This window comes from Bacillus tequilensis, from assembly GCF_012225885.1.
Taxonomy (GTDB): Bacteria; Bacillota; Bacilli; order Bacillales; family Bacillaceae; genus Bacillus; species Bacillus tequilensis.
Genome location: NZ_CP048852.1, coordinates 3479536 through 3500760, shown reverse-complemented (window position 1 = coordinate 3500760; position 21225 = coordinate 3479536). Strand labels below are relative to the sequence as shown.

Below are 21225 nucleotides of genomic sequence, written 5' to 3'. Positions count from 1 at the left end.
ATGTTTTATAAAGGGTTTTCATATTATTTGCAATACTGATCTCTATTATATATAAAGATCAGTTTGATTTCTCGTTTATATAGCTTAAAAGCTGTTTACTGGCATTCCCTCTGGAGTACAGATTCCACTCACGTGAAAATCGCTCCACTTCAGACTGCAGCTTGTCCATATCTTTCAGCTGGTTCAGGAGCATTTTTGAATTACTGCACGGCACACCGGGAATAATCCCTGTATAATTATCAATCAATCCTCGCGTTTCATCGTAAGCCTCTAAATCATACGTATAAAACAAAATGGGTTTGGCCAGCAAAGCAAATTCAAAAGGTACCGAAGAATAATCAGATATTAACAAATCACTTTCTCGAATTAATTGTGGCAAATTTTCGTGAGAAACGTCAATTATCCAATTACTTTCTGGAAAGTTGGCCCGTTCTCGCATTACTGGATGAAGTTTAACCAGCAATACATAATTACCTTTTAAGTCAATTTTAAGTTCTTCCTCAGAAAAGGGAAGAGAAACTGAGCCAAAATCATTATCTCGGAATGTAGGCGCATATAAAATTATTTTTTTGTTTTTAAATCGGGTTTTATATATATTGTTTTCTTTTAATGACCTGAAATATTGATCAGTTAAAGGAACTCCAAATCTTAAAAAACAGTCATGTGTAAGGCCGAAAGATTTAGAGAAAATGTCGGCCATTTTTTCAGAACCAACAACAATTTTGTTAAAAGAATTATAAACTTTTTTAAAACGTTCGATGTCAGACTTGTTTCTGTTTTTTATAGTTATATCTTGCAGTCCAAATTTTTTAAAAGCACCATTTGCATGCCATACTTGTATGCATTCAATGTTTTTTTTGTTTGTCAGCACCGTAGTTGCCACAAAATAGTTATCTGTTATGACAGTTTTACTGGATAGTAAGTAATAAATAGCAACGATTAAACCAATTGGAGATGTTTCTTTTAATTTAAAGCACGGCACAGCAGGGAATTCCTTATCTAAGTTAACTGCATGGCGAGTTAATACTAATCTAAGTTCAAAATGATATTGATGTTTAATATATTCCTTTATAATTTCTCTGCTGTTATCCGGAAAAGAAACCAGTAACGTGACTCTCTGTTTAGGTTTAACCCAGAACAACAATTTTCCGGTTAGTTGAATAAACAAGTAATAAAAAAAAGCGAAGGTAGACATTAAATATAAACGAACTTTTCCCATTATCTTACCCTACAAATTACTTGTTTCATCTTTAATTTGGTTTGAATAATCAGGTTTGTTGAATAAACGTTCATGCTTAAAAACCGCCAGTACATATTTCGGAATACTAAGCGCTCGTTTCAAACGAGACGGATTTGTCAAAATACGATAGAACCATTCAAGATTCAATTTAATGAAAAAATTTGGGGCTCTTTTAACTTTTCCGCTGAAAACATCAAAGCTTCCCCCAAGACCTACACAAACTGCTTTAGGAAATAAATGCTGATATTGAGAAATGAAATTTTCTTGGTTTGGAAACCCAAGCGCTACAAAAACCATATCAGGTTTTGTTTTTGCGATATCAAGAGCAATTTTCTTTTTATCTTGAATATACCCATTAGAGTGACCTGCTATCACTACATTCGGATATTTCTGGGAAACCCCATCTACTGTAGCCTTCACCACTTCATCAGATGCACCATAAAAATAAACACGTTTGTGTTTTTTATCAGCTTGTTGCAGCAAGCTGATAAATAGATCATAACCTGCAATTCTGGACTGCAGTTTTTTATTTATTAATCTAGAAACCATAACCACACCAATGCCGTCAGGCAGAATAAAATCTGCTGAAGAAATAACTTGCTTATAACTTGGATCACACATTGCAGCATAGCCGATTTCAGGGTTTGCGGTTACGATAAACGCTCCTTTACTTTTGTCTATATATGAATTTTCAAGATGAGACAAGAAGGACGGGAGATCACTATTAACAAAATCTAAGTGATTAATACTTTTGGTTTGCATTGGGTCCCCTCCTTTTGATGTAATTAAGGTATTTTTCGTTACTTTAAAGCCTTTGGCGTTGGATACAACATCGTCTATATCATAACACAAAAACTTTATGAAACATTTACATAACTGTTACAAAGCAAAATATAAAGCTAGTACAGTTGAGGATATAAATTTAGTGTTAATAATGTAAATAAGACGTATGTTAAATGAGAATGGTTTCAAGGGGAAGAAAAGAAATTTTATGCTTAATGTTCTTGAAAAATCTCATCTAAAACTCTTTTTGTAGTGGCGCCCTGGTTTCCCTCAATATAGTAATTGCAGAAATTCGAGACTTTTTGCAAATCAAATTTGTTTTGATTTATAATTCCAGTAAGTTCTGCAGTGTTTTTTGCTATTGGTCCTGGAACATTAGATTTGTAATCAAAGTAAAACCCTCTTTCAGATAGGTAATCTTCTAAATCATAAGCGAAAAAAATTATAGGTTTACGAAGGATGCTATATTCAAAAATCACTGATGAATAATCTGTAATCATAAGATAAGAAACAATCATAAGAACATTAATATCCTCATGAGACATATCTAAAATAAACTTATAGGAGTCCATATCAGAAATAGTATCTTTAGTGCTAGGGTGAAGCTTTAAAAGGATAGTATATTCTTCATCTAAATGTTCTTGAAGATAATCTAAATCGAGTTTAAGGTTAAACTTTTGTCTTTGAGCTACATTACCTCTGAATGTTGGTGCATATAATATTAGTTTTTTTTTCTTTAATTCTGGGTATTTTTTGTGAAAATTTTCAGCAGCTGTAGTTTTAAAGGATCTACTGTAAAAAAAATCAGTTCGTGGAATGCCTAATGGTATTATTTTATTTTCATCGGCATTAAACGCTTCAGAATATTCTTTTATTACATTGGGAGAGCTAACCAGAATTTTTGTATAAAAAGAATGTGCTTTTTTCTCGAAATCGTAACTGTTTGATTCTCTATAGCTCAAAGCGCTAAATCCAAATCGTTTAAATGCTCCGCCAGCATGCCAAGTTTGTACGATCTCTGAATTTTTATTGGCCTTTAAGCCGTATAATTGATGATAATAATCATCTATGAATATCCATCTTGAACGTCCAATTTTATAATATAGGTAGATTAATTCCACAAAATTACGATCTTTTTTTAGAAAAACACTTACCTTTTTATCAGGATAAAACTCTGTTACTTCTTTATATATAGCTAATAAATTCCCTTGTAAAACCTCGCTGTTATTAGTAGCAAGAACCAATGTTTTCGCTCTTGGTAAGATGTTTGAAAGTGTATAAATAATTCGTTTTAATAAAAAGTTTTTTATTCTTTTTTTATTTATGTGTTTTTTGAGTAAGCTGCATAAAGAGTTTTTATAAACACTAAATAAAGAGTTAGTTTTTATACTGTAATCTATTGATTTATAGTTTTTAATTGTTGTCATATTTATTTGATCAAGATTTATTTTTGTTAATAAAGTGCCCATTAATGTAAAGTATTCTTTTTTAGCATTAACTTTGATTAGTATTGCCCTTTTTGTCAAAAGATCAATAAAAACGTGATTAAGCGTGGGTAGTAATTTTTCAACTAAAGCAGCATCCAGTTTTTCTAGCCAGCTATTTAGCATATTAAAAGCATTTTTCTGGATTGAAGAGTCCTTTGTCAATAATGCCCCGTTAACTGCGCTCCAAACCTCATAAGATAAGACGCGTTCAAAATATTTTGATTTCAAAAATACAGAAGTTTTTTTATATTTACTGAAAATTTCTTCAGTAATGCTTATCATTCTAAGCAGACTATCAAGAATTTCAATAGGTTTTTGGTTAATCTCTTGAGTGAGAGAAGCGCTATTTCCTTCCCTAAGCCTATACAAATATACTACTTGGTTTATTGTATAAATATTTTTCGCGTTTAAGTAAGCGTGAAGGACAACTGGCTGGTCCTCTCCGAAGCGAAGATTCTCAGGAAAGAAGATCCCCTCTAATAACGATCTTTTGTACAATTTGGCACAAGGTCCAATAGAGTAAAAGAGTTCAGGATTTTTGTCTATCGTCTTATGGCCTGATTTCATCAAATTGTGTTTAACATGTGATTTTATATACCATTCTTTTTTTGAATTAAATCTTTTAGATGCACCTGTTACCAAATCACAATCATACTTTTTCGCGCAATTATATAAGATTTCTAGAGAATCAGGGGGTAAAATGTCATCTGAATCAACAAAACATATATATTTACCCTTCGCGTTTTCTAAACCTCTATTCCGTGCTGCAGCCGGCCCTTTATTTGTTTGGGATATTATTCGCACATGATCTTGCTGTTTTGCAAAGTTTCTCATTAGAGCAGGGCTGTTGTCAGTCGAGCCATCATCAACCAATATATATTCAACATTTTTAAAAGTTTGATTTGAAAGGCTATTAAGAGTTTCAATGAGTATATCACCTACGTTATATATAGGTATAATGACACTTATTTCATATCTTTTTTTGCTTTTTTCCAAAATAAATCTCCTTTAGTAAAAGAAAGTTAAAATGAACATTTTAAAAGTATACATGAACCTAGAGATAAGGTAAATATTCATTAGGGACAAAATTCAGACGTAAATGTAACCTTAGAATCTACTAATAGTATCGGAATTTTAGAGATGAAAATTAGCACTTTGAATTTTTTTTGAAAAAAGACCAAAAGTTGTCTCAAGTTATGATATAATACTTAAGTTTACTGAACATTTGAAATTACTACTGGGTTTTTTGTCATGTGATTTTTGTTATAATTTTGCGTTTCTCTATAAATTTGAGTGAACATAGATTTTGTGGACGATATAAGGAAAGGAAGATCAAGATGGAACTTACTTATGATATGTCGATTATTATTCCGGTCTATAATGCCGAACGTTATCTGCGAAAAACTGTTGAATCGGTGCTTCAGCAGACCTACTCGCTAGATAAAATTGAAGTGATATTTGTGGATGATGGTTCTGCTGATAATAGCATTTCTATTTGTGAGGAATATACAAGTCAATTTGACAATATGAAATTAATTACACAGCAAAATAATGGTGTTTCAGCTGCAAGAAACAAAGGGCTGGAATCAGCTGCTGGACAATATATTATGTTTTTGGATTCAGACGATTTGATTGGGAAAAATACAGTAGAGGAATTAGTATCCTTTTTTCATGAGGTTGGCAACGAGACAGATATAGTTGGATATCCTTTATACTCTTTAATAGGTAATAAAGTTCACGAGCATGCTAGGACGAAAAACTACAAAAAAACAGGTTTATATGATGTTTCTATACATACAAACATTAATCAAACCACTATTAATGTTTGTGTTAGAAATCTTCCTGAAAGTGAAAGAATACTTTTTGATACTTCTCTTCATTATGCTGAGGATGCGGCATTTAATACATCTTATATTATGCGTACTGGAAAGATGGGTATCTGTTCAAAGGGGCGTTATATTTATCGAACACATAAAAATTCAGCAGTTTGGAAATATCGAAGTCCTGTCCAAGCAGCATCAATGCTACTCGACTATTTTGAGAAAGTTATTTTTAGACATAGACGTGGAGAAAAGGCACATCCATATGTGCAAAGTAACGTGTTATATGAGTTAAATTGGCGATATAAATCTAGATCTTTATTTCCTTTTCACCTTGAAAAAAAGGAGTATCGGAAATGGTATGATCGGTTTTTAAATATTATAAACGAGATTGAAGATGAAGTGATTTTAAAACACCCACATGTAGACACTTTCCATAAGGGCGCATTTTTAAAAATGAAAACAGAACCAATAAATGTGAATCAGGATTCCCTTGGAATTTACATCTACAGAAATAACCAAATGATACTAAAGCAATATAAGTTTGAGTTAGTCATAACACAATTTAATATTAAGAGTAATATGTTAAGAATAAATGGATTTATAAAAAGTCTAATGTCTGAATTTATAGATCTTGAATTGTTTATGTTTGTTGACGGATTGCCAATCAAACTTGAATTAGTTGAATCTAGCCATGGATATTACAAGGTAAGAACCAAAACAAATCATTTTAAAGCATTCAGCTGGTATAAAAATATTAATGGTTTAACGAACTTAAATGTAAAATTTGAACTTCGTTATAATCAATACACATATCCGCTTTCTTTCTTTTTTATGAATGATGTTATATTTAACAAATTTGAAAAAAATAAAACAGCTGTTCAAAATAATATGTTAATAAAGCATTTGCCAAATCAAGCAATGTTTACTTTGGAGAAATTACCTGATACAGAACAACGTAAGTTCTTAAAAGATTATAATAAGGCTGTATTTCGAAAGGATAAAAAGATTTTTCTAGCAAGGCATCTAGTGAAGAAAAAGAAATCTCCTTTATGGCTTTATAATGACAGAGTCAACCTAATCGATAATAGTTACTATCAATTTAAACACGATTTTGCTAAAGATGATTCCGTTCGAAGATATTATATTTATGATGGAGAACAATTGAACCTTGACGATTTATTTACGGCGGAAGAGAAAAAGTTTGTTGTGAAGTTTGGTTCAAGGAAACATAAATACTTATTTGTTAATGCAACAAAAATTTTAACATCTTTTAGAGACCTAAATGAATACAGTCCTTTTGCTGAAAAACGGATGGAGTATTTTAAGGATTTATTGACTTATGAGTTAGTTTACTTACAACATGGTATCTTACATGCTCACACTCCATGGATTTATTCAAAAGAAAAAAATCGTATAGACAAATTTGTGGTATCTAGTAAGTTTGAACGTAATAACTTAATTAATAATTATAATTATGCACCAGAAAATATCTTGGAAACGGGTATGCCGCGGTTTGACATAATGAAAAATACAGAACCTGATGAGAATCGAGTGATTTTTGCTCCTTCTTGGAGAATTAGTCTAGCTGAAGAAAAGAAAGGCAACAAATGGGCTATTAATAGGGAACTGTTTATAAAGTCCGCATATTTTAATAAAATAAGTGACTTGCTAAGTTCAGATAAATTTATTAGAACATTGGAGCAACAGAACATAATATTTGAACTGAAGATGCATCCAATTTTTAAAGAAGCAGAAAATTTATTTGATGTTAAAAGTGAAAGAATTAGAATAAAAAATGATTCGGTGAAATTAGAAGACTACAAATTATTCATCACTGATTTTTCTTCTTATTTATTTGATTTTGCCTATCTTAATCGCCCGATGATGTTCTTTATTCCTGATTACGAAGAGTTTTTAAGTGGCAACCATATATATAACAAGTTAGATTTAGATGTCGAAGAAAGCTTTGGCAAAATGGTTAACGGTACTGAAGAATTTGTAAATGAATTGACAAAAATTGCTGCTAGAGGATTTGAACCAGATGATCAATTCAAAATAAGAATGAATTCATTTTTTGGTGAAAAAGGCAGGCATTGTGAGAAGTTGTATAATGAATTAATAAAAGGAGAGGTTCCTTTATTAAAAGAAAATTTGAAGGAATTGCAAACAAGTAAATAGAAAACAAATGAGAAAAAATAACCCACTTTATTAAGTGGGTTATTTTTAAAAAGATTATACATTTCCTATATCTTCTTTAATTTGAGTACTCGATATACCCTCAGTGCGGGGAAGATATATCACTTGACAGTATTCGTTCAGAAAATCAAATTTACCTTCCCAATCACTGCCCATTACCATGATATCAATTCCATGATAAATAATATCATTCTTTTTTTGTGACCAGTCACTTTCCGGAATGATTTCATCGACTAAGTTAGTCTCTTCAAGCATTAATTTTCTATACTCATAATTGTAATAAGATTTTTTATTCTTATTTAAATTAAATTCATCTGTTGATAAACCGACTACTAAATAATCTCCCAATTTCTTTGCTCTGTTTAAGAGGCGAATATGTCCATAATGAAGCAAATCAAAAGTTCCATATGTTAATACTTTTTTCATCATGTTTCACTCCATTTTGTGCCGTTGAATAGTCTTTTGTCTAAAAGATTATATCATACTTTATTGAAGGAGTTAATTCAAAGTATGGCTTTGAATTTTTGCTAATTATTATGTATGAGAGTTGAATATCAGCTTGCAAGTGAAAAAAACCTCAACATCTGTTACAATATTCACCGGTGCTTTCAAATTTCTTTAACCGAAAGATCCAAAAAATCATTTAAGTCTAAGGAAGATAAACAATGAATGCATTAGTAAGAATCGTAAAAGAGCAAGTGACATCGTTTCCTTTAATTTTGCGCTTGGCTTCGTATGAGACAAAGTCTCAGTATCAGATGAATTATCTTGGTGTATTATGGCAGTTTTTAAATCCTCTCATTCAAATGCTGGCGTACTGGTTTGTATTTGGTATGGGGATTCGCAACAGCAAGCCGGTCATAACAGGTATCGGAGAAGTGCCTTTTATTGTTTGGATGCTGGCTGGGTTGATTCCGTGGTTTTTTATCAGCCCGACGATTCTTGATGGATCAAACAGTGTGTTTAAGCGGATCAATATGGTTGCCAAAATGAACTTTCCGATCAGCTCACTGCCTTCTGTCGTGATTGCTTCAAATTTATTTAGTTATTTTGTAATGATGGGTGTCTATGTCATTGTCCTTTTAGCAAGCGGAGTTTACCCTAGCTTGCATTGGATACAATATATTTACTATTTAATCTGCATGATTGTATTTATGTTTTCATTTAGTTTGTTTAACTCTACAATCAGTGTGCTTGTCAGAGATTATCAATTTCTGCTGCAGGCCGTAACCAGATTATTGTTCTTCTTGCTTCCGATTTTTTGGAATATCTCAGAGCAGCTCGGGAAAAACCACCCGAATCTTCTGCCTGTGCTTAAGCTGAATCCGATTTTTTACCTGATAGAAGGATTCCGGAACAGCTTTTTAGACGGAAAATGGTTTTTCCAAGACATGAAATACACGCTGTATTTCTGGCTGTTCACATTCCTTTTATTGTTAGTAGGTTCTATCCTGCATATGAAATTCAGAGACAAGTTTGTTGACTTTCTTTAATACGTAAGGAGATTGTACGATGAAACTAAAAGTTTCGTTTCGAAATGTTTCAAAGCAGTATCATTTGTATAAAAAACAATCAGACAAGATTAAAGGATTGTTTTTTCCGGCCAAGGATAATGGTTTTTTTGCTGTACGGAATGTCTCCTTTGACGTGTATGAGGGAGAAACAATCGGCTTTGTGGGGATAAACGGGTCAGGGAAATCGACGATGTCTAACCTTCTGGCTAAAATTATTCCGCCGACCAGCGGTGAAATCGAAATGAACGGTCAGCCGTCGCTGATAGCGATTGCGGCCGGTTTAAATAATCAATTAACGGGCCGGGACAATGTCCGGCTTAAGTGTTTGATGATGGGGTTAACGAATAAAGAAATTGATGATATGTATGACAGCATCGTGGAATTTGCCGAGATTGGCGATTTTATTAATCAGCCGGTTAAAAACTATTCCAGCGGTATGAAGTCGCGTCTCGGTTTCGCAATTTCCGTGCATATTGACCCTGATATCTTAATTATTGACGAAGCGCTCTCCGTAGGGGACCAAACGTTTTATCAGAAGTGTGTAGACAGAATAAATGAGTTTAAAAAGCAAGGAAAAACCATTTTCTTTGTCAGCCACTCTATCGGTCAGATAGAAAAGATGTGTGACCGCGTCGCTTGGATGCACTACGGCGAGCTTCGTATGTTTGATGAAACAAAAACGGTTGTAAAAGAGTATAAAGCGTTTATTGACTGGTTTAATAAGCTTTCGAAAAAAGAGAAAGAGACATATAAAAAAGAACAAACGGAAGAGCGTAAGAAAGATGATCCTGAAGCGTTCGCCCGTTTCCGTCAAAAGAAGAAAAAACCGAAATCACTGGCTAATGCGGTTCAAATTGCTATTTTGTCTATTCTGACTGTCTGCATGGCGGGAACGATGTTCTTTAATGCCCCGCTTCGTACAATTGCTTCGTTTGGCGCTATTCCGCAACATGAAGGGAAGAATCATCATGGAGATGCACAAGGCAAGGCAGAGGAACGCTTAACCGCAGTCAATAAGCACGGGTTTATTGCAGCTGAAAAAGCGTCTGCTTATAAGGACCAACGTTTGAAAAAGAAGGCTGACGTGGCACTGCCATTCGGTACGAAAGTGACGGTAGCTGCAAAAGGCAAACGAGCAGCGAAAATAGAGTTTGACGGGCACTCTTATTATGTGAAACAGAGCGCTGTTGCAACAAACGTGAAACATGCTGAATTGCGGTCTTCTGCTTTTGCGCCATATGTTCCGCAAGCCGCAGCAGCTTCCTATGAATACTTCCTAAAATTCCTGGGAGACAGCAGCACCAGCATTCAAGCGAAATTGAATGGCTATACTGAAGGAAATACGGCTGACGGCAGAAAGATGCTGGATTTTGATTATGAAAAAATCAGCTATGTGCTGGAGAATGATAAGGCAGCAGAGCTGATCTTCCATAATATTTCTTCTGTTACGCCGGCGTCATTGTCTTTAAGTGACAGCGATGTTTTGTATGACAGCAGTAAAGATCGTTTTCTTGTGAATACAGCTGATAAGGTCTTCGCAGTTGATAATGAAGAGCATACACTGACCTTGATGCCGAAATAAAAAAAGGCTATTGGATGAATGTCCAATAGCCTTTTTGTTTAGATTTCTTCTTTGTTTAGCAAACGTTCCATAAATGGAACGAGCTGATCGCGAAGGTCTTTATCCTGCATCGCAAACTCAAGAGTTGTTGTGATAAAGCCAAGCTTTTCACCAACATCATAGCGCTTGCCTTCAAAATCGTAAGCAAACACTCTTTGGATTTCATTCAGCTTTTGAATAGCGTCTGTCAGCTGAATTTCTCCGCCTGCGCCAACTTGCTGCTCTTCTAAGTACATGAAGATCTCAGGCGTGAATACGTAGCGTCCTAAGATGGCAAGGTTAGAAGGTGCGGTGCCTTTAGCCGGCTTCTCAACGAAGTTTTTCACCTGATAACGGCGGCCTTCACTTGTCAGCGGGTCGATAATGCCGTAGCGGTGTGTTTCTTCTTCAGGCACTTGCTGAACACCGATAATAGAAGAAAGTGTTTTTTCGTATTCATCCATTAATTGGCGCAGCCCTGGTGTTTCAGCCTGAACAATATCGTCTCCAAGCAGAACAGCAAACGGCTCATCGCCGATAAAGTTGCGCGCGCACCAGACAGCATGTCCGAGTCCTTTAGGCTCTTTTTGACGAATGTAGTGAATGTCAGCCAGATTAGAAGCTTTTTTCACTTTTTCTAGAAGTTCAGTTTTTCCTTTTTCTTCTAGGTTTCTTTCAAGCTCAGGAGAGTAATCAAAATGATCCTCAATCGCGCGCTTGCTTTTTCCTGTTACGATAATAATATCCTCAATACCGGCTTCAACAGCTTCTTCAATTATGTATTGAATGGTTGGCTTATCAACGATAGGAAGCATTTCTTTCGGCATTGCTTTCGTAGCCGGCAAGAATCTCGTTCCGAGACCTGCGGCAGGGATTATGGCTTTACGTACTTTTTTCAATCAAAGCACCTTCCTTGTATTATGCTTTATATTCAGCAGTGTTTATACATAGCTGATATAACAAAATAGACTTATCTTTCTTTACCCAACTTTCATTTATTCTAAACACGTTAATCATATAAGAAAATCCAATTTTAAACAAGAGTTAGTCTATTATCTAAGGAAGTTAACTTAAAGTAACCTTAAAATTGTTGAAAACAAAAAAATGATATTGAGCAAATCATATGCTAAGTTTAAAATAGAACAAATAGGGTATACATATTTTAGAGGGTTACCTATTTCATTTTGAATATCAATTCTAATAAGAGGTGCACGGATGAAAACGGTTTTTATGGTAGTTTATACGATTGATGTAAACAAGGGCGGTATGACAACCGCCATGCTAAACCGGTCAAAAATGCTTGTACATAATGGATATAAGTCAGATTTAGTTACTTTTGATTATAATCCTTACTATGAGAATATAACATCTGAATTAAGACGGATTGGTAAATTAGATCCAGACGTTAATATTTTGAATGTGAATGATTACTATCGAGATTTGAATACTCAAGGGAATGTTGATCCTTCCTATTATGAAGATGAAGCAAAAACAGAACAGGAAGGGTATTTTATTCAGGATTCGGAATATGATACAAAACAGTACATCAGATACTTTAAACAAGGTTCATATGTGAAATATAAGAAATGGACTGAGGATGGATACCTTAGTCATATTGATTTTTTCAATGAGAATAGACAAAGGATTAAAAGAGAAGAATTCCATAAAAATAAGTATAAGCATAGAGAGATCGGTTTTGATCCTTCTAATAACAAAATGAATTATGAGAAGTACTATACGCCTGACGGGTTCTGTTATCTGATAAGGTGGTATAACAGCGAGACAGAGAAACAGCAGCAAGTTTTTCTCTTTAACAGAAACAGCAATAAGGTTCTAATGTTTAAAAATAATGCTGAATTTCATACGTATTGGTTAAATAAAATAGCTGCAGCAGAAAATGAAAAACCAATTTTTATTTGTGATGGACCGGGAAGCTCCGGAAAAGTCAGAGGGATGAAGAAAGAATTAGCTCATAGAATTTATATGGTGCACATCAATCATTTTGAAACCCCGTATACATACGGAAGTAAAGTAAAACAGGATCATATTGATTTTCTAAGCAATATTGATAAACTTGATGCGCTCGTAGTGCTTACAAATGATCAAAAGAAAGATATAGAAAAACAATTTGGTGAACATGGAAACATCTTTATTATTCCGAATTCAATGCCATATACAGATTTGCCGGACATAAAAAAAGATAATAGAAAAGTCAGCATGTTTGTGCGATATCATAAACAAAAGGCTATTGATGAGGCAATTAAAGCATTTGTGAGAGTTATTAAAAAGGTACCAGATGCCAGACTTGAAATTTTCGGTCATGGGGCTGAGAAGTCTAGATTAGAACAATTGATTATTGAATTGAATCTGCAACAGAATGTCTTTATTAAAGGCTATGCCAAAAATGTTAGAGAAGAAATGGGAAGTTCACTTATTACTTTACTGACTTCTAATTACGAGGCTTTTGGTCTTTCTATTACAGAATCTTTTATGAATGGAACTCCTGCTATCAGTTACGATTGTAATTATGGTCCTCGAGACGTGATAAGTGATGGGGTCGATGGCTACATTGTTCCTCAGAAGGATCAAAAAACATTAGCAAATCAAATCATAAAGCTGTTAAATAATCCAGATCTCGCAAAGGAGATGGGATTAAAAGGACGTGAAAAGGTTCTTGCCGAATACACAAATGAAGTGGTATTGAACAAATGGCTACAGCTGTTTAATGTCCTAGAGAAAAAATAATGAAATGAAACGCCCGAAGCTTGCTTTGGGCGTTTCTTGTCGATTTATAAATAATCGCCAGTCATAATATGTATGACTTTTTGAATGTGACAGAACCTGTTATTCATGGATTGTTGATCAATGAGCTTCAGCTTGATAATTTTTGAAGGGGTATGTGGGAAAACCAGCATCATATATCAGTAGGGGCTTGGCACTTTATTCAAAATGATAAGTCTTCAGCATTATCATTTGTGAATCATTTTCTTGCATAAATCCAATTATTAGTTACGTGAAATCCAAAAGAGCATGAATAAGGATTGTTTGTAGAGCGTTACAATATCAAAATTCCAGCAAAAGGATATATATTAATTTCATTCTTGAGAAAGCAGTTGAATATGAGGTGGATGCAAAACAGTTGACGGATACTGAATACAGTAAAGAACGCTTAGTTGAAAGATAGGGAGTAATATTGCAACAAACAAGGTGATTTTTTACATGTGTTTTGTTCGTTGTATACTAAAAAATTGATTTTAATATTGAACTTATACGAGAATACAAAGATAATGAAAAAAACTTGTTCGGGTAGATTGTATTGAGAAGTCTAGGAAGCCATTAGAAGATAGTAGATCTATTGATACATCAGACCAGTCAAAAGTTATATCAGCCCATTGAACAAAGAAATTAGGTGACAAATATGAAAAAACTAAAAGTCATGACTGTCTTCGGGACAAGGCCTGAAGCGATCAAGATGGCACCTCTCGTGCTTGAATTGAAAAAATATCTTGAAATAGATTCCTACGTAACGGTCACTGCACAGCACAGACAAATGCTCGATCAAGTGTTAGAAGCATTTCACATCAAGCCTGACTTCGATTTGAACATTATGAAGGAGCGGCAGACACTGGCAGAGATTACGTCCAACGCACTTGTGAAATTGGATGAGCTGTTTAAAGATATCAAACCCGACATTGTGCTGGTCCATGGTGATACGACAACGACGTTTGCCGGAAGTCTAGCCGCTTTTTATCATCAAATTGCCGTTGGCCATGTGGAGGCTGGGCTCCGTACAGGGAATAAGTATTCCCCGTTTCCTGAAGAGCTCAATCGCCAGATGACAGGAGCGATTGCTGATTTGCATTTTGCGCCGACAGGCCAGGCGAAAGATAATTTATTAAAAGAAAATAAAAAGGCCGACTCTATTTTTGTAACGGGAAATACAGCGATTGACGCGCTCCGCACAACGGTGAGGGACGGCTATTCACATCCTGTACTCGACCAGGTGGGTAAGGACAAAATGATTCTCTTGACCGCTCACCGCCGGGAAAATCTGGGTGAACCAATGGAAAACATGTTCAAGGCCATCCGCAGAATTGTTGAGGAGTTTAACGATGTACAAGTCGTTTACCCTGTGCATCTTAATCCTGTTGTCCGGGAAGCGGCTCAGAATCATTTTGGCGATTCCGACAGAGTGCATCTGATTGACCCTTTAGAAGTCATTGATTTCCATAACTTTGCAGCAAAATCGCATTTCATTTTGACCGATTCGGGCGGTGTTCAGGAGGAAGCGCCATCTCTCGGGAAACCGGTGCTTGTGCTGCGCGATACGACGGAACGCCCTGAAGGAGTGGAAGCGGGAACGCTGAAACTTGCGGGGACGGATGAGGAAACCATTTATCAGCTGACAAAACAGCTGTTAACTGCTGATGATGAGTACAAAAAAATGTCCCGCGCTTCTAATCCTTATGGCGATGGAGAGGCCTCCCGCCGTATTGTAGAAGAATTGCTGTATCATTACGGATATCGGAAAGAACATCCGGATTCATTTACAGGCAAATAAAAAAGAAGCTTCGCACACTGTGCGAAGCTTCTTTTTGTTTTAATTTTCAAGGCTGTCCTTCAGCTCTTTTGTGATATCGGAAAGGGCATTTTCATCAGCTTGGTAGTAGTAAATTCCGTTGATTTTTGTGCCTGTGCCTTTCAGTTCGTGCTGTTTAATATGTTTACGCGCGCCTTTGTAATCGGATTGAATATCCCACATGTCATCAAAGGTCAAGTTCGTTTTCACATTATTTTCAACGACTTTAAACATATCTCCGAATTTCGTGATGGAAGAAATATTTGCGCCTTTATTAATGATTCCTTCGATCACTTGGCGCTGGCGGTCCTGGCGTCCGAAATCGCCTCTCGGATCTTCTTTTCTCATCCGGGTATAGGCGAGTGCTTCTTTACCGGTGAGCGTGATTTCTCCTTTGCCGAACGAGTAACCGTCATAGCTGAACGCGAATGTGCTGTTTACTGTGACGCCGCCAAGTGTATCAACAACGTCTCTAAAGCTTTCCATGTTTACTTTTACAAAATAATCAACCGGAACATCGAGGAAGTTCTCAACCGTGTCAACTGCCATCTGCGTACCGCCGAATGCGTATGAATGGTTAATTTTATCCGTTGTGCCTTTCCCGATAATTTTTGTATATGTGTCACGCGGGATGCTGACCATGTCAGTTGTATTCGTTTTTGGATTAACGGTCATGTATATGAGCGTGTCGGCACGGCCTTTATCGCCATCACGTTCATCAACACCCATGATTAAGACGGAAAATGGATCTCTTTTATTGATGCTGACCTCTGTATCCCTCTTTTTCGATTTATCAATACTTTCATGAATACTTGCCACGGTTGAAGCTGCTTTATGCCATAAGTAGTATGCATAGCCGCCTGTGCCGAGCAAAAGAAGACCGATTATCGTTAAAATTGTAAGTAATACGGTTTTTTTCTTTTTTCTGCGTTCATTTCTCATTCTTTGCACCTCGTCTGTTAAATTACTTTCATTATGAGTTAATCTTCCAATAAATACAACTCTATTTAATATAAGAATGAAATCCTAAAATAGTCGTTTTTTATTAAAAAAAGTTTCACTGTTTCTTAATTTTTCTTTAAAATATAAATAGATTGACGATAAAACATAATGAGGTGAAAAAAATGAAAAAATTGATTGTATTACTGTTCTTTATATTGCTTCTTTCGGGTTGCGGAGTTAATAGTCAAAAAAGTCAAGGGCAAGATGTATCGACAGACAGTAATATTGAAACAAAAGAAGGTATTTATGTAGGGTTAGCAGATACTCACACAATAGAAGTAACTGTAGATAAAGAGGCGGTCAGTCTAGATATTACTGAAGAATCGACAAGTGACCTTGATAAATTTAACAATGGAGATAAAGTCACGATTACATATGAAAAAAATAATGAGGGTCAACTTCTGTTAAAAGATATTGAACGTGCCAACTAAGATATAGGGAGGAACCTGAAATTTTGAAATCTTGCAAACGATTGATTATTTGTTCGCTTGCTGCAATTTTATTATTGATTCCGTCAGTTACTTTTGCAGCAGACTCAAACATCTCAGTTAAATTGTCAAATTATATTGGAAATAGATCAAGCATCGGTCTATCGCCAACAGGATTTTATAAAGTAACTGGAGATAATGTTGCAGTTACGAATCGCTTTGCAGGCGCTTCACGCTACGAAACTGCAACTCTTGCATCCAGCAGTCAGTGGAAAAATCCTAATACAGTTATATTGGTGAATCGAGATATATTTATTGATGCATTGCCTGTTATTCCATTGGCAAAAAAACTGGATGCCCCAGTATTATATACTCAGCCTGACACATTAACAAAAACTACTGAAAGACAAATTGCTAAATTTAACCCTGATAATATTTTAATCATTGGAGGAGCGCGAAGCATTTCAAAAGATGTAGAAAACAAACTGAAATCGTATGGCGCTGTGAAAAGAATAAGCGGAAAAAATAGATATGTATTATCAGAAAATATTGCAAAACAAATGGGAAGTTATGATAAAGCGATCGTTGTTACTGGTAGGGTATTTCAAGACGCTTTGGCCATTGCTCCGTATGCAGCAGCGCACGGATACCCTATTTTGCTTACAGACAAAGATAAGCTTCCGGATTATGATTTGCCAAAACAAGTCATCATTATTGGCAGTTCATTTAGTGTCAGTAATAGTGTAGAAAATCAAATCAAAAAAACTTCAACTGTGCAGAGGATTCCTGGATCAACCAGATATGAACTCACAGCAAATATAATTAAGCAACTAAAGTTGAAGGCTGATAAAGTCGTAATGACGAATGGAACAAAATATGCAGACGCGTTGGTAGGCGCTTCGCTTGCTTCGAAGAAAAACAGCCAAATTTTATATATTAAACAAGATAGCGTTCCGACGGCGGCTAAGAACATAACGAAGGATAAAGCGACATATGCATACGACTTTATCGGCAGCACCATTTCTATTTCTGCTAAAGTCGAAAATTCACTTGCTGATGAATTTTATTTAGCAGGCGGAAACACTTATAATCTAAAAATCAGCAACGGAAAATTAAATCTTGAAAATATCAAAACTTATGGAAACTCACTAAGAATTAAACCGGAAAACTATTCCACTTCTAACAGGATTAGCCTTAATGGAAAGCAGTATCTTGGGACGGTTAAGTTCTCTATTGAATCTGCTAAATATATCCGTCCTGTAAATGAAAATATTCCATTTGAGGATTACTTAAAAGGAGTTATTCCAAATGAAATGCCTGTAAGCTGGTCACTTGAGGCTCTTAAGGCACAGACTGTTGCGGCAAGAACCTACTCTATAACAAAAACAGGAACAACTGTACCTGATACAACTGCTTTTCAAGTTTATGGAGGATACAGTTGGAATTCAAATACTAATAAAGCGGTTGAACAAACAAAGAGAAAAGTTCTGAAATATAATGGATCTCTTATTACTGCCACTTATTCTTCAAGTAATGGCGGTTACACGGAAGCAAGTAATGAAGTGTGGTCATCTAGTGTGCCTTACTTGATTGCAAAAAAGGATACAAGAGATCCTCAAATGGGCTGGACGTTTACTCTATCTAAACAACAGCTTGATAAGAATTCGCTAGACTTAACAAAGCCATCTTCCTGGTGGTCTTCAGCAATTGAAACTGATTCTGCAAGACTTTCTGGAGTTAAAAACTGGATCTTGAAAAATAAAGAAAAAGGTGCAGACTCTATCAAAATAGCAAGTATAGACGATTTGAGCTTTAGCGGTACGACAAAGGGGCAACGTGCAAAAACAGCAACACTGAAAGTGAAGTATTTTGTTAAAAGCAGTACCAGCTCCTATAACTTGAGCAAAATTACAACCATTAGTGTACCAGCAACTGAATTAAGAACAATGCTTGGAGCGACTGTATTTAAAAGTACTTATGTGACTGTTAAAAAAGATAATTCAAAGTACACAATCAGCGGTAAAGGATACGGTCATGGAATCGGAATGAGTCAATATGGAGCTAAAGCAAGAGCAGAAGCTGGGGATTCATATAGTTCAATTTTAAAATTTTACTATCCTGGTACAACTCTGACAAATTATTGATTATTTTAGGTTGCTAAAGGTAAGGAGGAAAACAATTGCGTTCTTATATAAAAGTCCTAACAGTGTGTATACTGGGGCTCATTCTTTTTGTACCAACAGCTTTGGCCGATAATTCGGTGAAAAGAGTCGGGGGAAGCAATAGATATGGCACTGCTGTCCAAATATCAAAGCAAATGTATTCAACAGCAAGTACAGCTGTAATTGTCGGTGGAAGTTCTTATGCAGATGCGATTTCAGCAGCCCCTCTTGCTTATCAGAAGAATGCACCTTTGCTTTACACAAATACTGATAAGCTTTCATATGAAACAAAAACAAGATTGAAAGAGATGCAGACTAAAAATGTAATTATTGTAGGCGGAACACCGGCTGTGTCTTCTAACACTGCTAATCAGATTAAAAGCTTAGGGATAAGTATTAAACGAATTGCAGGAAGCAACCGTTATGATACTGCTGCACGGGTGGCAAAAGCGATGAATGCGACTTCAAAAGCAGTTATTTTAAATGGTTTCTTATATGCCGATGCTCCGGCAGTAATTCCTTATGCAGCGAAAAACGGATATCCAATTCTTTTTACAAATAAAACATCTATAAATAGTGCAACAACTTCGGTGATCAAAGATAAGAGGATAACAAGTACTGTTGTTGCTGGAGGTACTGGAAGTGTCAGCAGTACGGTATATAATAAGCTGCCTTCTCCTACAAGAATTAGCGGTTCAAACAGATATGAGCTTGCTGCAAATATTGTACAAAAACTTAATTTGTCAAATAGTACTGTATATGTTAGTAATGGATTCAGTTATGCAGACTCTATTGCAGGGGCTACTTTGGCAGCTAAGAAGAAACAATCTCTAATCCTGACAAATGGTGCAAATTTATCTACAGGAGCCCGAAAGATTATTGGCAGTAAGAACATGTCTAACTTTACAATTATCGGAAACACTCCTGCTATAAGCACAAAAGTAGCTAATCAGCTAAAGAATCCCGTTGTAGGTGAAACGATTTTTATTGATCCAGGCCATGGTGATCAAGATTCAGGAGCTATTGGCAATGGACTTCTTGAGAAAGAGGTTAACCTTGATATAGCCAAAAGAGTCAATACAAAGTTAAATGCTTCTGGAGCTCTTCCGGTAATGTCGAGATCAAATGACACTTTTTATTCTTTACAGGAGAGAGTAAGTAAAGCGGCTTCTGCACAAGCAGATTTATTTATCAGTATACATGGAAACGCTAATGACAGTTCATCACCAAACGGAAGTGAAACTTACTACGATGCAACATATCAGGCGACAAACAGTAAACAATTGGCCGGTGAAATTCAGCCTAAACTTGCAAATTATCTTGGAACGAATAATCGTGGAGTGAGACAAGCAGGTTTCTATGTAATTAAATATTCTAAAATGCCAAGTGTGTTAGTTGAGACTGCCTTTATCACAAATGCATCGGATGCAAGTAAACTGAAACAAGCGGTTTATAAAGATAAAGCAGCACAAGCTATTCATGATGGTACAGTATCTTATTACAGATAATCCAGGGAGACAAATCTAATCGCAGATTTGTCTCTTTTTTATATGAAATGATTAAAATAAATAGTACTTGTATATAAAATAGATAAAAGAATATTAATAACATTTATCAGAAAAAACACTTAATTCACACTTCTTAACATACCATTTACATCCAATTAATATCCGTCTGCTAAACTGACTGGCATAGGTCATCATAACATCCCAAACAAATCGTGAGGTGTGTGTCAGTGAGTGCAGAGAAAAGCATGAATGTGAGCCGTGAATTCTCAGTTCAGCCAATACATTCTTTAACATTATCTGAAAGGACGGCTCGTTATTTGGCAGTAAAGCGCGTAATGGATATTTGTTTTGCGCTCATTGGATTGGCGGTTGCGCTGCCAATGATTGCGGTATTTTCAATATTGATTTGTTTGGAGACGCCGGGACCTGCCATATATACGCAGGAACGCGTAGGGAAAGGCGGGAAACCATTTAGGCTTTATAAGCTCCGTTCCATGAAAATAGATGCCGAGAAGTCTGGTGCGGTTTGGGCGCAGAAGCAAGATCCGCGGGTGACAAGGATCGGAGCTTTTATCAGAAGAACGAGGATTGACGAGCTTCCTCAGCTTTTTAATGTGCTGAAAGGCGATATGAGTATGATTGGCCCGCGTCCGGAACGTCCAGTGTTTACGGAAAAATTCCAGAATGAGATTCCAGGCTTTGCACAGCGTCTGGCTGTTAAACCGGGATTGAGCGGCTGGGCTCAGGTGAACGGCGGTTACGATATGACGCCGAAGGAAAAGCTGATATTTGATTTATATTACATTCGCAATCTGACTTTCACTTTAGAATTAAAAATTATGTTAAAAACTTGTAAAGTTGTCTGGACAGGTGATGGTGCGAGATAAAATGGGATTCCTGCAT

At 35.7% G+C, this 21225-nt stretch carries 15 protein-coding genes; 9 read left to right on the top strand and 6 right to left on the bottom strand.

The window, feature by feature from the left end; translation table 11 throughout:
• Positions 1-58 precede the first annotated feature (58 nt).
• The 3 genes from G4P54_RS18415 to G4P54_RS18405 all read right to left on the bottom strand — a co-directional run bounded on the left by G4P54_RS18415 (position 59) and on the right by G4P54_RS18405 (position 4506).
• Positions 59-1219: a CDP-glycerol glycerophosphotransferase family protein gene (locus tag G4P54_RS18415; RefSeq protein ID WP_167873468.1), complete on the bottom strand. Its 1161-nt coding sequence runs from the start codon at positions 1217-1219 to the stop codon at positions 59-61.
• A gap of 9 nt (positions 1220-1228) precedes the next feature.
• Positions 1229-2002 (bottom strand): WecB/TagA/CpsF family glycosyltransferase, encoded by a 774-nt coding sequence (locus tag G4P54_RS18410; protein ID WP_167873467.1) that lies wholly within the window; start codon positions 2000-2002, stop codon positions 1229-1231.
• A 233-nt stretch (positions 2003-2235) separates the two neighbouring features.
• On the bottom strand, positions 2236-4506 hold the full coding sequence (locus tag G4P54_RS18405) for a bifunctional glycosyltransferase/CDP-glycerol:glycerophosphate glycerophosphotransferase (protein WP_167873466.1): 2271 nt from the start codon (positions 4504-4506) through the stop codon (positions 2236-2238).
• Positions 4507-4763: 257 nt separating this feature from the next.
• Between G4P54_RS18405 and G4P54_RS18400 the strand changes: the two genes are divergently transcribed.
• Positions 4764-7511, top strand: a complete 2748-nt coding sequence (locus G4P54_RS18400; protein WP_489687034.1) for a bifunctional glycosyltransferase/CDP-glycerol:glycerophosphate glycerophosphotransferase — start codon at positions 4764-4766, stop codon at positions 7509-7511.
• Positions 7512-7565: 54 nt separating this feature from the next.
• On the opposite strand, the gene tagD is transcribed toward G4P54_RS18400, so the two are convergent.
• Positions 7566-7955 carry a glycerol-3-phosphate cytidylyltransferase gene (tagD, locus tag G4P54_RS18395; RefSeq protein ID WP_167873917.1) on the bottom strand — a complete coding sequence of 130 codons (390 nt, stop codon included), beginning with the start codon at positions 7953-7955 and terminating at the stop codon, positions 7566-7568.
• A gap of 239 nt (positions 7956-8194) precedes the next feature.
• Here tagD and tagG point away from each other — a divergent pair, with 239 nt between their 5' ends.
• Positions 8195-9022, top strand: coding sequence for a teichoic acids export ABC transporter permease subunit TagG (gene tagG, locus G4P54_RS18390; protein ID WP_014665585.1), 828 nt, complete (start codon positions 8195-8197; stop codon positions 9020-9022).
• 19 nt (positions 9023-9041) lie between these two features.
• Complete coding sequence (gene tagH, locus G4P54_RS18385) at positions 9042-10625, top strand: teichoic acids export ABC transporter ATP-binding subunit TagH (protein ID WP_167873464.1); 1584 nt, start codon at positions 9042-9044, stop codon at positions 10623-10625.
• A 38-nt stretch (positions 10626-10663) separates the two neighbouring features.
• On the opposite strand, the gene galU is transcribed toward tagH, so the two are convergent.
• Complete coding sequence (gene galU / locus G4P54_RS18380; protein ID WP_167873463.1) at positions 10664-11542, bottom strand: UTP--glucose-1-phosphate uridylyltransferase GalU; 879 nt, start codon at positions 11540-11542, stop codon at positions 10664-10666.
• A gap of 316 nt (positions 11543-11858) precedes the next feature.
• On the opposite strand from galU, the gene G4P54_RS18375 reads away from it, so the two are divergent.
• A complete protein-coding gene (locus G4P54_RS18375) occupies positions 11859-13388 on the top strand; it encodes a glycosyltransferase (protein WP_167873462.1) in 1530 nt (509 codons plus the stop codon).
• 673 nt (positions 13389-14061) lie between these two features.
• On the top strand, positions 14062-15204 hold the full coding sequence (gene wecB / locus G4P54_RS18370; protein ID WP_167873461.1) for a non-hydrolyzing UDP-N-acetylglucosamine 2-epimerase: 1143 nt from the start codon (positions 14062-14064) through the stop codon (positions 15202-15204).
• A 39-nt stretch (positions 15205-15243) separates the two neighbouring features.
• On the opposite strand, the gene tagU is transcribed toward wecB, so the two are convergent.
• A complete protein-coding gene (gene tagU, locus G4P54_RS18365) occupies positions 15244-16164 on the bottom strand; it encodes a polyisoprenyl-teichoic acid--peptidoglycan teichoic acid transferase TagU (protein ID WP_167873460.1) in 921 nt (306 codons plus the stop codon).
• 182 nt (positions 16165-16346) lie between these two features.
• Here tagU and G4P54_RS18360 point away from each other — a divergent pair, with 182 nt between their 5' ends.
• From G4P54_RS18360 to G4P54_RS18345, 4 genes are all read left to right on the top strand, one after another.
• Positions 16347-16655 carry an acidic lipoprotein LytA gene (locus G4P54_RS18360; protein ID WP_167873459.1) on the top strand — a complete coding sequence of 103 codons (309 nt, stop codon included), beginning with the start codon at positions 16347-16349 and terminating at the stop codon, positions 16653-16655.
• Between the two features lie 23 nt (positions 16656-16678).
• Positions 16679-18796, top strand: a complete 2118-nt coding sequence (locus tag G4P54_RS18355) for a SpoIID/LytB domain-containing protein (protein WP_167873458.1) — start codon at positions 16679-16681, stop codon at positions 18794-18796.
• A gap of 35 nt (positions 18797-18831) precedes the next feature.
• Positions 18832-20322, top strand: coding sequence for an N-acetylmuramoyl-L-alanine amidase LytC (gene lytC / locus G4P54_RS18350; protein WP_167873457.1), 1491 nt, complete (start codon positions 18832-18834; stop codon positions 20320-20322).
• 227 nt (positions 20323-20549) lie between these two features.
• Positions 20550-21209: a sugar transferase gene (locus tag G4P54_RS18345; RefSeq protein WP_167873456.1), complete on the top strand. Its 660-nt coding sequence runs from the start codon at positions 20550-20552 to the stop codon at positions 21207-21209.
• Positions 21210-21225 lie beyond the last annotated feature (16 nt).

What these genes read in the sequence shown, in the direction of transcription:
- G4P54_RS18415 (WP_167873468.1), bottom strand. Translation starts at nt 1,219, where the DNA reads ATGGGAAAAGTTCGTTTATATTTAATGTCTACCTTCGCTTTTTTTTAT.
- G4P54_RS18410 (WP_167873467.1), bottom strand. Translation starts at nt 2,002, where the DNA reads ATGCAAACCAAAAGTATTAATCACTTAGATTTTGTTAATAGTGATCTC.
- tagD (WP_167873917.1), bottom strand. Translation starts at nt 7,955, where the DNA reads ATGAAAAAAGTATTAACATATGGAACTTTTGATTTGCTTCATTATGGA.
- tagG (WP_014665585.1), top strand. Translation starts at nt 8,195, where the DNA reads ATGAATGCATTAGTAAGAATCGTAAAAGAGCAAGTGACATCGTTTCCT.
- tagH (WP_167873464.1), top strand. Translation starts at nt 9,042, where the DNA reads ATGAAACTAAAAGTTTCGTTTCGAAATGTTTCAAAGCAGTATCATTTG.
- G4P54_RS18375 (WP_167873462.1), top strand. Translation starts at nt 11,859, where the DNA reads ATGAAAACGGTTTTTATGGTAGTTTATACGATTGATGTAAACAAGGGC.
- wecB (WP_167873461.1), top strand. Translation starts at nt 14,062, where the DNA reads ATGAAAAAACTAAAAGTCATGACTGTCTTCGGGACAAGGCCTGAAGCG.
- tagU (WP_167873460.1), bottom strand. Translation starts at nt 16,164, where the DNA reads ATGAGAAATGAACGCAGAAAAAAGAAAAAAACCGTATTACTTACAATT.
- G4P54_RS18360 (WP_167873459.1), top strand. Translation starts at nt 16,347, where the DNA reads ATGAAAAAATTGATTGTATTACTGTTCTTTATATTGCTTCTTTCGGGT.